Below are 13,834 nucleotides of genomic sequence, written 5' to 3'. Positions count from 1 at the left end.
CGACCGGGGGGATCGGGGCGGCGTCCGATCCGCCGGGCGGGTACAGCCCGTTCGACGCGCCCGGCGGGCGCTTGCCAGCGTCCGCCGCACTCCGGAGCATGCGGCGCATGGCACGATGCGAAGTTTGCGGCAACGACTACGACATGGCGTTCTTCGTCGAGACCCAGGACGGCGCCCGGCACGTCTTCGACTCCTTCTCCTGCGCCATCCACCGCATGGCCCCGATCTGCGAACACTGCAGGGTCCGGGTCATCGGGCACGGCGTGGAGGCCGGCGGGCAGTGGTACTGCGGCGCCCACTGCGCACGCGAGGCCGGCAAGGTGGGGCTCGTGGACCGGGTGTGAACCGCCGGCGGGCAGGAACGCGGACGGCTCCGCCACCGGAAGGAACCGGAAATTCCGCTCCAGGTCCTCCTGGCGGTACCGCCGGCACCCCCGGTGCCAGTTGAGGATCCCCGCCAGCCAGTTCTCCAGCTCCTTCACATACCCCTCCAACGCCGCCCGCGCCTCCGGCCCCAGCCCGGCGTCCTCGTACAGCACCGGCAGTTCGTGCGTGGCCACATGCCGGAACTGGTTCATCCGGCCGCGCATCAGATCGTCGACGATGCCGAGCGCCGCGTGCCGGTCGCAGCCGAAGAACGTCTGCACCACCAGGACGGCGTTGTGCACCTCGCCCTCGTACTCGATCTCCTTCTGGTACGAGAACACGTCGTTGAGCAGCGTCGCGTAGTCGATCGCCGCGTTCTCCAGGGAGCGGACCGTGCCGCTGCGGTACACCTCGTCCGGCACCGCGCGCCCGTGGCCGACCCGGCAGAGCGCGATGGTCAGGTCCGAGCCGAAGGTGGCGCGGCGCATTTCGATGTAGTCGACGGGTTCCGGGACGCGGTGCTCGGCCTGGTTCCGCAGCTCCCACAGCCAGCTCTCGCACATCACCTCGATGGCGTCCCGCAGTTGGGACCGCCCCGCCGCGTCCATCGGCCGGGCGGTGCGCTCCCACAGGTCGGCGAGGCCGCGTTCCAGGGCGGTCAGCGGCGCGGGCGCGCCCGTCAGGTCCAGCGGCATCAGGGTGAGCAACCGGGCATGGGTCAGCCGGGCGCCGACCAGGTCGCGGGGCCGGCCGTAGACCACGGGGTAGTAGTCGTCGCCGTAGGTGCCCCACGTCAGCCACTGCGAGGCCAGGTCGAGTTCCTCGGGGGTGGCGTCCGGGTGGAGTCCGGCGGCGCACAGCGGGAAGTCGTAGCCGTACAGCTTGCGCTCGTCCCAGACGTACGATGCCGGGACCCCGGGCTGCGGGGCGAGCATGCCCATCTCCCGGGCCCACTCGACGGCGCGCGGCCGGGCGCGGTCCAGGTGCGGGCTGAGCCGCAGGGTGAACGGCACGTCGAAGTCCGGGAGTTCGGACGGGCCGACGTGCTGGTGGGGGACGTGCGTGTGGGCGCGGAGGCGCTGGGAGCCGGTCGCCGCGAACAGGTGCCTCAGGTCGAGGCCGGACGTGCCGGGCCCGGTGGGGCCGGGGAGCAGCGCCGCCTCCTTGGGCGCCTCCTTGTTCATGTAGCGACTGGACCGCATGTGCCACTCGTGGCCGCCGGACTGCCAGTCCTGGAGGCCCTTGGCGTAGGCGAGGACGTCCCGGCACTCGTCCGGCGACAGACCGTACTCCACGAACAGGGACGGGAGTTCGGTGGCGACCGTGTGCTCGAACTGCTGCATGCGCGAGGTCAGCAGGTCGTTGACGGACTCGGCGGCCTCCTGGGTCCCGCAGCCGAGGAACGTCTCCAGCACCAGGATGCCGTTGGAGAGTTCGCCCTCGTCCTCGATCTCACGCTGGTAGGAGAAGATGTCGTTGCGCAGGTGCACGGCGTCGGCGAAGGTGTCCGACAGGACGCGCATCGGACGCGTACCGGCCACGGACGCCGGCACCTCGGCCCCGGCCGCGTACTCCACCAGCCCCGCCGACCAGGGCGCGCCGCCCACCTTGCGGCGCATCTCGATGTACTCGACCGGGTTGGCGATCCGCCCCTCGTTGATGTTGGACAGCTCCCAGAGCGACTCGTTGAGCAGGTTGCGGGTGCTCTCCGCGAACCGGGCCCGCCAGCCGGCGGACATGTGCGGGACCGTGCGCGCCCACAGGTCCGCCAGGCCCGTCTCCACCGGATGCGTCGGTTCCGGCACGGCGGCGCCGGGGTCCATGGGCATGAACGCCGGGAGCCGGTCCAGGTAGGCGCGGCCGCCCTCGCGGTCCTGCGTCCGCTTGAACAGCTCCAGGAAGTGGTCGTCGAAGAAGAACACCCACACGTACCAGTCGGTGACCAGCGACAGCGCCGGGCCGTCGCAGTCGGGGTGGGTGTAGGCGCACAGCAGGGCGTAGTCGTGCGCGTCGAGGTCCGCCTGGTCCCACACGCCCGACCCCTCCAGCATGCCCATCCCACGGGCCCACTCCCGTGCGTGGGCGCGTGCCTCCTCCAGGTGGGGATTGAGCCGGGCGGGGTGGTTCATGTAGAAGGCGGGCAGGGTGAAGGGCTGGGTCACTGCGAGACTCCTCGTCCGGTCCGCGCCGTGGCGGCGGCCGGCGCGTTCCTGTTGCCGGCGGGCCGGGCGGCCGTCGGCGCTTCCTCGGCCGGGGCGCGGGCCGGACCGGCGCCCCGGACGGTCGCCGGAGGTCCGGCGCGGCACCGGCACGTCACCGGGCGGTGCCCGGGAGGACGGGGAGGGGGCCCCGGGAGCGTCCGCTCCCCGGGCCCCGGGTCCCCGCCGTGGTTCGGGGGCGGTACGGTCAGCGCCACCGGCCGATCTCGACGTTCTCCAGCACCCCGAGCGCGTCCGGCACCAGCACGGCCGCCGAGTAGTACGCCGTCACCAGGTACGACATGACCGCCTGCTCGTTGATGCCCATGAACCGCACCGACAGGCTCGGCTCGATCTCGTCCGGGATGCCCGCCTGCCGCAGCCCGATGACGCCCTGTTCGGCCTCGCCGGTACGCATGCAGATGATCGACGTGGTCCGCGCCTCGGTCACCGGGATCTTGTTGCACGGGAAGATCGGCACCCCGCGCCAGGTCGGGATGCGGTGCCCGCCCATGTCGATCGTCTCCGGCACCAGGCCGCGCTTGTTGAACTCGCGCCCGATCGCCGAGATGGCCCGGGGGTGGGCCAGGAACAGCTTGGAACCCCGGCGGCGGCTGAGCAGTTCGTCCAGGTCGTCGGGGCTGGGGACGCCGTCGTGCGGCTGGAGCCGCTGGTCGTACTCGCAGTTGTTGAGGAGCCCGAACTCCCGGTTGTTGATCAGCTCGTGCTCCTGGCGCTCCTTGAGCGCCTCGACGGTCAGCCGGAGCTGCTGCTCCATCTGGTTCATCGGCTGGTTGTAGAGGTCGGCGACGCGCGTGTGGATGCGCAGGACGGTCTGCGCCACGCTCAGCTCGTACTCCCGCGGGTGCTCCTCGTAGTCGACGAACGTCGCCGGGATGTCGGCCTCGCCGCGGTGGCCGGCGCGGAGCTCGATCTCCTTCTCGCCGTACTTGTTGGTCCGCTGGGCCGGCAGCGAGCGCATCCGCTCCACGTGGCCGCGGAGCGACTCGGAGCGCTCCACGGCCTGGTCGAAGGCGAGCTTCGGCAGCACCAGGACCGTACAGGCCGTCGCGGCGCGGGCCGTGTACTCCCAGGTGCCGTCGGCGACGAGCAGGCAGTCGCCGCCGAAGTGGTCGCCGTCGGCGAGCACGCCGAGCACCGCGTCGTCCCCGTACGGCCCCTGGCCGACCTTCTCCACGCGGCCGTGCGCCAGCAGCAGCACGCCGTCGACGGCGTCGCCCTTCCGCGCCAGGATGTCGCCCGGCCCGTACTCGCGCTGCTCACAGCGGCGGGCGAGTTCGGTGAGCACGTCCGTGTCCTCGTACCCGTGCAGCACCGCCAGTTCGCCGAGTTCGGCCGGGATGACCTCGACGCGGTCTCCCGTCTTGACGAACGTGACCCGGCCGTCGCCGACCGTGTAGGTGAGCCGGCGGTTCACCCGGTAAGTACCGCCCTGTACCTGGGTCCACGGCAGCATCTTCAGGAGCCAGCGGGAGGTGATCTCCTGCATCTGCGGCTCGGACTTGGTGGTCGTGGCCAGATTCCGCGCCGCGGCCGTTCCGAGGCTCTGCTGCGGACGGTCTTGTTCGGTGCGGACTTCTTCGCCTACGGACATGTGCGTGCCTTCCCGGGTTGCATGGCGATAGCGGCATGGGTGTGCCAAGGGAAGACTTCCAACGCGGAGCGTGGTCGTATCCTCACACAAGTGAGTGAGATTACGGTGAGGGTTTCGAGAGGGGCGTTCGAGGTTACGGTGCGTGGCCGGTCGGGGAGGCGGGCCGGGGCCGTGAGACTACGTCCAAAGGCGCGGCGCGCGTACGACTCGCGCATGATCCGTAAGCGAGGGGTCACCGCATAACGTGCCACCCTGGAACGATCGTTCGTGCCGAGGAGAGAACACATGACCACCACCGCGCCGGTTTCGCTGGTCACGGGTGCCAACCGGGGGATCGGCCGGGAGACCGCGCGTCAGCTCGCCGCGCTCGGCCACACCGTCCTGCTGTGCGCCCGCCGCCCGGAGGACGCCGAACAGGCCGCCGCCGACCTGGCCGCCGGTGTGCCCGGCACGTTGTCGCCCCGCCGGCTGGACGTGACCGAGGCCGACGGCGTCCGTGCTCTCGTCCGCGACGTGGAGGAGGAGTTCGGGCGACTCGACGTCCTCGTCAACAACGCCGCCGTCGACTACGACACCGCCCGGTACGCCGCCTCGGTTGACCTCGACGAGGTACGCCGCACCCTGGAGACCAACCTCTTCGGGGCCTGGCGGACCGCACAGGCGTTCCTGCCGCTCCTGCGCCGTTCGGCCCACCCCCGGCTGGTCAACGTCTCCAGCGAATCCGGTTCCCTGGAGCACATGGCCGGCGGAACCCCCGCCTACGGGGTCTCGAAGGCGGCCCTCAACGCCCTCACCCGCAAGCTCGCCGACGAGCTGCGCGCCGAGGGAATCCTGGTCAACGCCGTCTGCCCCGGCTGGATCGCCACCGACATGGGCGGCCCCGGAGGCGGCCCCGTCGAGCGGGGCGCCGCCAGTGTCGTCTGGGCCGCCACCCTGCCCGACTCCGGCCCCACCGGCGGCTTCTTCCGCCACGGCGAACCGCTGGCCTGGTAGGCGGGGCCTCCTCGGCCCTCGCTCACGCGCCGGAGCATGCCCGTCATTTTGCCGACATAGCAGCGGAAGCGGGTCGCCGTGTTCGGAGTTCAGAGTGGGGGGCGTTGGTACCAGCTCGGTGTTGCCGGGTTGGGGTATCCGAAGAGTGAGGCGATCAGTTCGCCCGCCTGGAAGGCGAGGATGCACAGGTTGACGAGGCCGATACCCGCGAGGATCCGAATCCAGGGCCGTACGCGCCGGGGCAGGAGAGCGTCGCCGCGGAAGATGTGCACGGTCCTGCCGTGGACCTCGGCGCTGAAGGCCATCGCGAACATAGGGGTCGCGCAGAGGACGCAGATCGAGAAGACGTTCGTGACCGTCTGCTGATACCACTCGCCCTCGAACAGCGTCACCCCGGGCACGGCTCGTGGATAGCCGAAACCGCCGAAGAGCACGAAGACTTGCACCACGATCGTGTCGAACACGATCAGCGGAAGCACGCTTGTGGCAATGACCCGGGCCACGCTCCAGTGCGGTCGGTGGCGGCGTAGGAACCGGCAGCAGGCGAGACCTACGAGGGGCCAGAGAACGAGGGGCATGTAGGCCGCTGTCAGGACGAACGATTCGAGGACGGGCGTCTCGCCGTGCCAGCCGGGAAGGTAGGGCCCCCAGGACGGGACGTTGAGGTCGTATCGGTTGGGTGCGGCGGCGTAATGGAACGTGCTGGCGTAAGGGTTGGTCCACCAGCACAGGCAGCATCCGATGAACAGCGCGGTGGTCAGGCTGACGGCGTGCTGCTTCCGCGATTCGCGCCGGCACCGTATCGCCAGTCCGGCGATCAGCAAGACCGTGACGGCTTGGATGACGTGGGTGCGGACGCGCAGAGTGCCCGGGATGGTGTAGCCGGTGGCCGGATAGGCGTGGAGGTTGCCGTCGAGCGCCCATCGGGCGAGTACCCAGGTCTGCAACAGGACGCACGCGAGCCCCAGGCAGGCCCAGCGGACCGAGGGGCACCTCCACCTGCCGCGCGCGGGGGACGACGCCGGGGCCGGTGCGGCGCTGGATTCTCGACTCGTCATGGCGCCCCCTCGGGGTGTACGGGTCGCTTCCGGACGGCTGCTGCAAGGCGGTGCGGCACTGTCAGTCCGTGGGCACGAGTGGCGGACGACGCAGAACGCGGATCACGAGACCGGGACGCGCCAGCGATGCCGGGCCGTCCAGCAGGTTCATCATCCTGGCGAACTCGCGGTAGAGGTACGGGCTCGTCGGGACGTGCTCGCGCCAGCGTGCGATGTACCAGTCGGCGAGGCGGTCGGGCAGACCGCGGCGTCGATCGCTCCCCGGATGGGCCTGACTGATCCATTCCCGGTCCGCGGCGGTGGCCAGGAGCCATGGCCAGGCGAGTTCGCGGCGAGCGAGGCGCTGGAATCGGCGCGTCCAGTGCCTGTCCGGGGCACCGGCCAGGATGTTCCGCAGGACGCGGGCCTGCAGTGCGGCGGTGGTGATTCCTTGTGCGTAGACAGGGTTGAGCGTGCACACCGCGTCGCCGAGCGCGATCAGGCCGTCCGGCCACCATGTGGCCCGGTCGTAGTGGATCAGCCGGTTGGCGCAGTGGCCGTACCGGACGGGGCGGGTCAGCGGGCGCAGGGGGTCGAGAATGTCGGCGCACACTTCGTGCAGACCGCGCGCGGCCCGCAGGAAACCGTCGTCGGTGGGCGGATCGTGTCCTTCGGCGCTGTACAGGCTCACGACGACCCGATGGTGTTCGATGGGCAGGATGTAAGCGCCCACCGGCCGGTGCGGGGCCCGCTGCGCCGCGACGAACCCCGTCCACCCGGCCGGAGCCTCGGGGGCCTGGTAGAAGGCGGTGGTGCAGGAGGTGCCCGCGGAGACGGTGGTCTCCCGTACGCGGGGCATGCCCTGCTGGGTCAGCCAGTCCCGCAGGTGGCTGGTGCGGCCGGACGCGTCGACCACGAGATCCGCGGTGAGCCGGTCCCCGGAGCGGAGCCGGACACCGGTGACGCGCGACGGTGTGCTGTCGGTGCTGTCGGTGCTGTCGGTGAGAAGCCCGGTGACGGTCTGTCCGTCGACCACGTCCACGTTCGCGGCCTCTGTCACCAACGACCGCAGTGTGGTTTCCAGTAGTGGTCGGCTGGACGGCTGGAACAGGGGCCCCGGTTGCGTCACCGGTGCGAGCCCGGTATCCAACCGCATGCGTATGTCGCGGCACATGTCCAGCGTCCGGGCGCCCGCGGCGGCGAGACGCGTGGTGAAGCCGGGGCACAGTTCCTCGATGACGGCGCGGCCTCTGGCCAGCAGGGCATTGGCCTGACGGCCTTGCGGAACGCCCGGACGCGGGATGGGCTCGGAAGGCAGCGTGTCGCGTTCGACGATCGTCACCTGTTCGAACCGGTCGCGCAGAACCCGGGCGGCTTGGAGGCCGGCGATTCCCGCGCCGATCACGACCGCCCGGCCGGCGGTGTCGCGGCTCACGGTGCCCACGGCCGGTGCCGACCAAGGCGAGCGCTGATCGCCGATGACGGCGAGGTGGGAACGGCGACGGTCACGTGGTCGCTCCTTGCCTCGCGTCGGTCGGCCGCTGGGTGGCGCCGCGGGCGGGGGAGTCGGCAGCGGCGGCGAACCCCATCCGGTCCAGGACCGACGCCGCGATGGCGGCGGCGTTCGGCCGGATCCACATCACCTCCGGCCCGATCACGATCCGCAGCGTGCGGTTGAGCAGGTTCTGCAATTGGACGGCTCCCATCGAGTCAAGACCGACCAGCAGCAGGCTGGTGGTCGGGGTGAGGGGCCGGTCGGTGATGTGCATGATCTCGCGTACGCACGCGATGATGTGCTGTTCGATGATGTGACGGCGCTGTTGGAGGGTCGTCGCGGCCAGCACCGCGTCGAGCACCTCACTGCCGTCTTGATCGGAGAGCGTGGTCCGCAGTTCGGCGAACAGGGCGCTGCGCGCCGCGTCGGGGTACGGGCGCAGCCATCGGTCGAGGTCGACCGGTGTGTAGCCGCAGTGCACGGGGTTGAGGTGGATCAACCGTCGCAGGGCGTCGATACCGTCGGCGGGGCTGATGAGTGACAAGCCGCGCTCGTCCATATGCCGTCCCCGGCCGATCTCGCCCCACGCGCCCCACTGGACGCTCGTGGCGGCGAGGCCGTGCCGACGGCGCCAGGCGGTGAACGTGTCGAGCCACGCGTTCGCGGCGGCGTACGCCGCCTGCCCGGGTGAGCCCAGCAACGCGGCGGCGGAGGAGTAGTTCACCCAGAAGTCCAAGTCGAGGCCGAGGCCTTGGGTGGCGAGGTGCAAGGCCCACGCTCCTTCGGCCTTGCCGCGCCAGACTCGGGCGATCAGCTCGGGGGTGAGCGTGGCCAGCGTGGCGTCCTCCACCACCGCGGCGGTGTGGATGATGCCCCGCAGTCGCGGGCCGGCGGTCACGGCACGGCGAGCGGTCACCGGGTCGGCCAGGTCACCCAGGACCACGGTGACGACCGTGCCGTCGGCGCGCAGCTCGTCCAGACGGCGCTCGACCTCCCGCGTGGGGCCGGTCCGTCCGCAGAGCACGACGTGCCCGGCACCCTGCTCGCAGAGCCATCGGGCCGCCGCCATACCCAGCGCGCCCAGCCCTCCGGTCACCAGGTAGGTGCCGTTCCGGCGCACGGCCGGCGGATCGTCCTCGCCCGGCTCGCCCTCGCCCGCCTCGCCGGCGGTGACGACGGCCGGTGTCTCGGGCGGCGGGCCGGTGCGCAGGCGAGCCACGTACCGTACGCCGTCGCGCCAGGCGATCTCGGTGGGCACACGCGGGGTGGCCAGCAGATCGTGTGCCACTGCGACCGGGTCGGTGGTGTCGCCGGTGTGGATCAGGCCGGGGGTGAGGTGTGGGTACTCGTAGGCGGCGGTCCGCAGCATGCCGCACAGGCCGCCCGCGGTGAGCGATCCGGTGTCCGGGCCGGAGGCCACGACCCGGACACGGGGAGGCTCCGGCAGTCCGGCGGCCAGCGGGAGCAGGACGGCCAGCCGGGTCACGTGGGAGCGCGCGGTCACGGCGGGCTCGTCCGCCTCGCCGGCCGGTCGTCCGTCGACCAGCAGCGCCACCCCGGCCCAGGTGTTCCGTCCGTCCGGGCCCGGTTTCCGCAGGGCCGCGGCGACGTCGGTCCGGAACGTGTCCGGGTCGCCGGAGCTCACCACGAGACAGGCGTCGACACCCGGGTACCGGGTCAGGGTTTCGGCAGTCCCGGTCGCCCAGGGATGGCGCCGGTCCGCGATCAGCAGCCATCGGCCGGGCGATACGACATCCCTTGCCGTCCCGGCGTGGTCGCCGGGCCCGGGAACCGGTAGCGGGGCGGGAACCCAGGTCTGGTGCAGCAGGCGCTGTTCGAACCGCTCGGCCGGGGTGGTGACGTTCACGATGCGAAGGTCGTCGATCTCGGCGGTGACCGTCCCGTCCGCCGTGGTGAGGACCGCGGAGGCCACGCATTCCCCCACATTCACCCGGGTGACTTCGATGTGAGCCTTCCGGGTATGGCCGGTGGGGGCGTGGACCCGGATCTCGCCGATACCGGAGACCATCACCGGGCCCGCTTCGGTGGTGTGCCGGAACAGCCAGACCGCCGCGATCGCGTGGATGACGCTGTCCAGCAGGACGGGATGGAGCACGAACCTCCCCGCCGCCATGCGTGCCGGTTCCGGGATGTGGACCGTCGCGATCGCGCGGTGTCCGTCCCGGTGCAGCAGGACGTGGTCGAGCCCCTGGAAGGACTCTCCGTGGAGGACGCGGTGTCGTTCACGGAAGCACCGGTAGACCTCCTCGGGGCGGCGGTCCTCCCATTCGGCGCTGTCCGCGGCCGGGCCGTCCGGCGGGGGCTCGGGGGCACGGGTGAGTCGCCGCACGGTGCCGGAGGCGTGGATCAAGGGGCCTTGGCCGGACGTCGAGAGCACCTCCGCCCGGCCACCGGTGCCGGCCTCGCGGATGAGCGTGGTGGTCACGAGTGGTTCCGGGTCGAGCACCAGCGGCGCCGACAGGGCGAGCCGGGACAGGGCGACCCGCGGAGTGCCGAAGAGCGACACCGCGGCGGCGAGCATCATTTCCGCGATCCCGGCGCCGGGCATGACCGGCACACCGGCCACCTGGTGGTCGGCCAGCCACGGCACCCGCTCCGGGCCGAGTGGGGTCTGCCAGAGGGCGCGGTCCGGAGCGTGCGGGTCCTGGACGTGGCCGCCGAGCAGCGCGTGCTGAGCGGCGCCCACCAAGGTGGGGTACACGAGCTCGTGCTGTGGCTCGCCGGAATCCCAGCGCTTGCGGTTCCACGCGGTCGGCGGCAGTTCGACGAGTTCGCCGGTCCCGTAGCGGCCGGCCCAGTCGACCGTCGCGCCCGCGCAGTACGCGGTGAGCAGGCTGGTGAGGAACGCGTGTTCCCCGGGGGCGTCCCGGTAGAGGGTGCCGAGCGTCACCGCGTCACCCACCCCGCTGTGGGCGGCGGTATCGGCGACCGGCCGTACCCCGATCGGATGGGGCGAGCACTCGACCACCAGGCGGTGTCCCGCCTCGAACGCCGCGCGGCAGGCGCCGGCGAACCGGACCGGCTCGCGGATGTTGTCCACCCAATAGTCCGCGCCCAGGAGCCCCGGTTCCGGGGCGACGGTGGAGAAGAACCGTACCCGGGGCGGTCGCGGGGAAAGGTCCGCCAGAACGGTGCGCAGCTCGTCGAGCAGAGGATCGACATGCGAGCAGTGCGACGCGACTTCCACCCGCACCAGGGCGGCGATCCGCCCCTGTGCGGTCCACCGCGCGACCAGTTCGTCGATCTGGGCGGCGTCGCCGGACACGACGGTCGACTCCGGGGAGGCGATCACGGCCACCGACACCCGGTCGGCGCGCGCTGCCGTGAGGTCCTCGGCGACCTTCTCGGCCGCGAGCCGGACCGACGCCATCGCGCCACCGGGCAGGGTGGACAGCAGCTTCGAGCGGCGGCAGATCACGGCGGTCCCGTCGCCGAGGGACAACGCTCCGGCGACCACCGCGGCGGCGACCTCGCCCATCGAATGCCCGATCACGCCGCTGGGACGGACTCCCCACGACCGCCACATCCGCGTCAGGGCCAGCTGGATCGCGAACAGCGTGGGCTGCACCCGGGCCATGCCCGTCATCTCCTCCGGGTGCGTGATCATCCTCCGGACCGAGAACCCGCTCTCCGCGCGGATGAGCGGTTCCAACGCGTCGATGACGCCGGTGAATTCGGGATTGTCGTCGAGCAGGTCCTGGCACATCCCGGGCCATTGCGATCCGTGCCCTGTGTAGACGAACACCGGGCCGGGGTGGTCATCGGGAAGGACCACGTCGCCGGTGACCACCCGGCTGTCGTCCACGTTCGCCCCGAGGCTCCGTGCGGCCCGCGCCAGTTGGCCGAGGTCGGTGGCGATGAGGCCGGCCCGGCAAGGGCCGTGCCGGCGGCGCGTGGAGAGCGTGTGCGCGAGGTCCCCCGCCGACACCGGCGGCGTGCTGCCGTCCGGGGCGAGAAGCGTCGGACCGGTTTCCAGCCAGTCGGCCAGCATGGTCGCGTTGGCGCGCACCACGGTCCGCGACAACGACGACAGCGGATACACGACCGCCGCCGGCTTCCCGCCGGCCCGGTCGGGGACGGGCGTCCGCGCCACCGAACGTGCCACCGGACGGTCGGTGGGGGCCTGTTCGAGGATGACGTGCCCGTTGGTGCCGACGATGCCGTACGAGGACACCGCCGCGAGTCTCGTCCCCTCCGGAACAGGCCAGGGGGTCAATTCGGTCGGCACGAACAGCCGTGATCCTTCCCGCCGCTCGATCTGGGGGTTCCACTCCCGGAAGTTGCGGTTCGGGGGGATCCGGCCGTGGCGCAGTGCCTGTACCGCCTTGATCATGCCCGCGATGCCGGAGACGGGTTCGGTATGCCCGATGTTGCTCTTGACCGATCCCAGCGCGCATCCACCGACCCCGTGTCCGTAGACGGCGTCCAGCGACCGGAACTCGACGGGATCACCGACCACCGTTCCCGGCCCGTGCGCTTCCACCAGGCCCACGTACGCGGGGTCGATCCCGGCGAGATCCACCACGGAGCGGAACAACGCCTCCTGCGACCGCGCCGACGGAGCGGTGAACCGCCCGGACTGCCCGTCGTTGTTCACCGCGGACCCGCGGATGACCGCCAGCACGTGGTCACCGTCCCGGCGCGCGTCGGCGAGCCGCTTCAGCAGCAGCACGCCCGCGCCCTCACCGCGGACGTACCCGTCCGCGCCGGAGTCGAACGGGCGGCTCTGCCCGTGGGGTGACAGCAGGAGGCGGGACTCCGCCAGGTGCGTCTGCGGCACGATCATCAGCATCGACGCGCCCGCCAACGCCAGGTCGCAGTCGCCGAGGGTCAGTTGCGAACAGGCCAGGTCCAGCGCGACCATGCCCGACGAGCAGTGCGTGCCGACGGCGAGGGCGGGGCCCCGCAGGTCCAGGCCGAACGCGACGCGCCCGGCCAGGGTCGCGATGAGGTTCCCGGCCAAGTACGTCAGACCCAGCGTGTTCTCCGGCGACCTCGTCTCCCGGATGAGGTTGTCCGTCGTGTACGCGCCCACGTACACACCCGTGCGGGTACCGCGGATCCGGTCGTGCGGGATACCGGCGTGTGCCACCGCCTCCCACGCCACCTCCAGCAGGATGCGGACCTGCGGATCGACCGCCGCGGCTTCCGTCGGCGCGACCGAGAACGCCTCCGGTTCCCACGCCCGCACGTCGCCCTCCACGAAGCACGCCCGCCTGCTCCGGTCGACCAACTCCGGTGCCTGGTAGAGCGCGATGCCGGCCGCGTCCCACCGGTCCGACGGGATCGGTACGGCGGTGTCGCGGCCGGAGAGAATCAGGTCCCACAACCCCGTCGGAGAGCAGACACCACCGGGCAGGCGGCAGCCCATTCCGATGATCGCGACGGGTTCCGCACTCGATGCCGACATCTCGCCACCCCCGCCTACTCGGCGATCGCCGTGCTGGAGACGAACCGGAACACCGGCACCCGGCGGCCTTCCACCAGCTCCGTCCCACCGGTGGGCTCGAAGTGCTGATGCCGCCCGTAGTAGGCCACGACGATCCGCGTGGCATCGCCGGTGGTCCGGTCGGATATCCGATGCACGCGGTCCATCCCCGGCGGGCCGCCCACCAGCACGACCAGCCGCTCCGAGTCCTTGGTCGGCTCACCGGTCATCTCCACGCCTCCCACCTCAGTGCCGGACCGCGGTCGCCCTCGGCGACATGGCCGGGTTTTCCTCTCTTTCTGGCAGTTGGAACCACATTGGACCGACTGTCAAGTCGCGCGGCAGGGGGCACGCGCAGCACTCCAGTCCCCGGGATATGACGGTTGCGCACCAGTGCTTCACCGCGATTCCCCGCGCGCCGGTGCGAAAGGCCGCGCGCCGAGAAGCCGTAAGGCCGGCCGGCCCAGGTTTTGTCGTCGGCGCCGCCCCGACGGCCGACCAGGGCCGGCTCAATCGCCGGCCCCCGGCCGCATCGGCACGGCCGCATCCGCGTGTTCGGCCGCTACCGCTTCCGGCTCTCGTCCGATCCCCGCCGCCGGTGAGCTTCGCCTCTCCGCCGCACGCGGGAGACCGTCGTCAGCTGACCGGAGAGCCGCCCCCGGCCTGCCGCTCGGCAGGCAG

Annotated in this window: 7 protein-coding genes and 1 pseudogene; 2 read left to right on the top strand and 6 right to left on the bottom strand. The window is 71.6% G+C overall.

Annotated features, from left to right (window positions below):
* Positions 1-107 precede the first annotated feature (107 nt).
* Positions 108-344, top strand: coding sequence for a hypothetical protein (locus tag ACSNOK_RS04700; RefSeq protein ID WP_436779276.1), 237 nt, complete (start codon positions 108-110; stop codon positions 342-344).
* A gap of 54 nt (positions 345-398) precedes the next feature.
* Here the strand turns inward: ACSNOK_RS04700 and ACSNOK_RS04695 are convergent.
* Together ACSNOK_RS04695 and ACSNOK_RS04690 are read right to left on the bottom strand one after the other, a co-directional pair.
* A pseudogene (locus ACSNOK_RS04695) lies at positions 399-2,528 on the bottom strand (terpene synthase family protein); the annotation flags it as partial.
* Positions 2,529-2,772: 244 nt separating this feature from the next.
* The gene (locus ACSNOK_RS04690) at positions 2,773-4,179 is read right to left on the bottom strand and encodes a family 2B encapsulin nanocompartment shell protein (RefSeq protein ID WP_436779273.1); all 1,407 of its coding nucleotides are present in this window, start codon (positions 4,177-4,179) and stop codon (positions 2,773-2,775) included.
* Between the two features lie 285 nt (positions 4,180-4,464).
* Between ACSNOK_RS04690 and ACSNOK_RS04685 the strand changes: the two genes are divergently transcribed.
* Complete coding sequence (locus ACSNOK_RS04685; protein WP_436779272.1) at positions 4,465-5,172, top strand: SDR family NAD(P)-dependent oxidoreductase; 708 nt, start codon at positions 4,465-4,467, stop codon at positions 5,170-5,172.
* Between the two features lie 89 nt (positions 5,173-5,261).
* On the opposite strand, the gene ACSNOK_RS04680 is transcribed toward ACSNOK_RS04685, so the two are convergent.
* From ACSNOK_RS04680 to ACSNOK_RS04665, 4 genes are all read right to left on the bottom strand, one after another.
* Positions 5,262-6,230: a spirocyclase AveC family protein gene (locus tag ACSNOK_RS04680; protein ID WP_436779271.1), complete on the bottom strand. Its 969-nt coding sequence runs from the start codon at positions 6,228-6,230 to the stop codon at positions 5,262-5,264.
* 61 nt (positions 6,231-6,291) lie between these two features.
* Positions 6,292-7,644: an FAD-dependent oxidoreductase gene (locus tag ACSNOK_RS04675; protein ID WP_436779270.1), complete on the bottom strand. Its 1,353-nt coding sequence runs from the start codon at positions 7,642-7,644 to the stop codon at positions 6,292-6,294.
* A gap of 70 nt (positions 7,645-7,714) precedes the next feature.
* Complete coding sequence (locus tag ACSNOK_RS04670; protein ID WP_436779269.1) at positions 7,715-13,135, bottom strand: SDR family NAD(P)-dependent oxidoreductase; 5,421 nt, start codon at positions 13,133-13,135, stop codon at positions 7,715-7,717.
* Between the two features lie 14 nt (positions 13,136-13,149).
* On the bottom strand, positions 13,150-13,383 hold the full coding sequence (locus tag ACSNOK_RS04665) for a DUF5988 family protein (protein ID WP_436779275.1): 234 nt from the start codon (positions 13,381-13,383) through the stop codon (positions 13,150-13,152).
* Positions 13,384-13,834 lie beyond the last annotated feature (451 nt).

Source organism: Streptomyces sp. URMC 126, from assembly GCF_051386555.1.
Classification (GTDB): Bacteria; Actinomycetota; Actinomycetes; order Streptomycetales; family Streptomycetaceae; genus Streptomyces.
The sequence above is the reverse complement of the archived record's forward strand: the minus strand, read 5'-3'. Positions and strand labels throughout refer to the sequence as shown.

Excerpts from the sequence above, each read along its gene's own strand:
- ACSNOK_RS04700 (WP_436779276.1), top strand. The coding sequence starts at position 108 with ATGGCACGATGCGAAGTTTGCGGCAACGACTACGACATGGCGTTCTTC.
- ACSNOK_RS04690 (WP_436779273.1), bottom strand. The coding sequence starts at position 4,179 with ATGTCCGTAGGCGAAGAAGTCCGCACCGAACAAGACCGTCCGCAGCAG.
- ACSNOK_RS04685 (WP_436779272.1), top strand. The coding sequence starts at position 4,465 with ATGACCACCACCGCGCCGGTTTCGCTGGTCACGGGTGCCAACCGGGGG.
- ACSNOK_RS04680 (WP_436779271.1), bottom strand. The coding sequence starts at position 6,230 with ATGACGAGTCGAGAATCCAGCGCCGCACCGGCCCCGGCGTCGTCCCCC.
- ACSNOK_RS04670 (WP_436779269.1), bottom strand. The coding sequence starts at position 13,135 with ATGTCGGCATCGAGTGCGGAACCCGTCGCGATCATCGGAATGGGCTGC.
- ACSNOK_RS04665 (WP_436779275.1), bottom strand. The coding sequence starts at position 13,383 with ATGACCGGTGAGCCGACCAAGGACTCGGAGCGGCTGGTCGTGCTGGTG.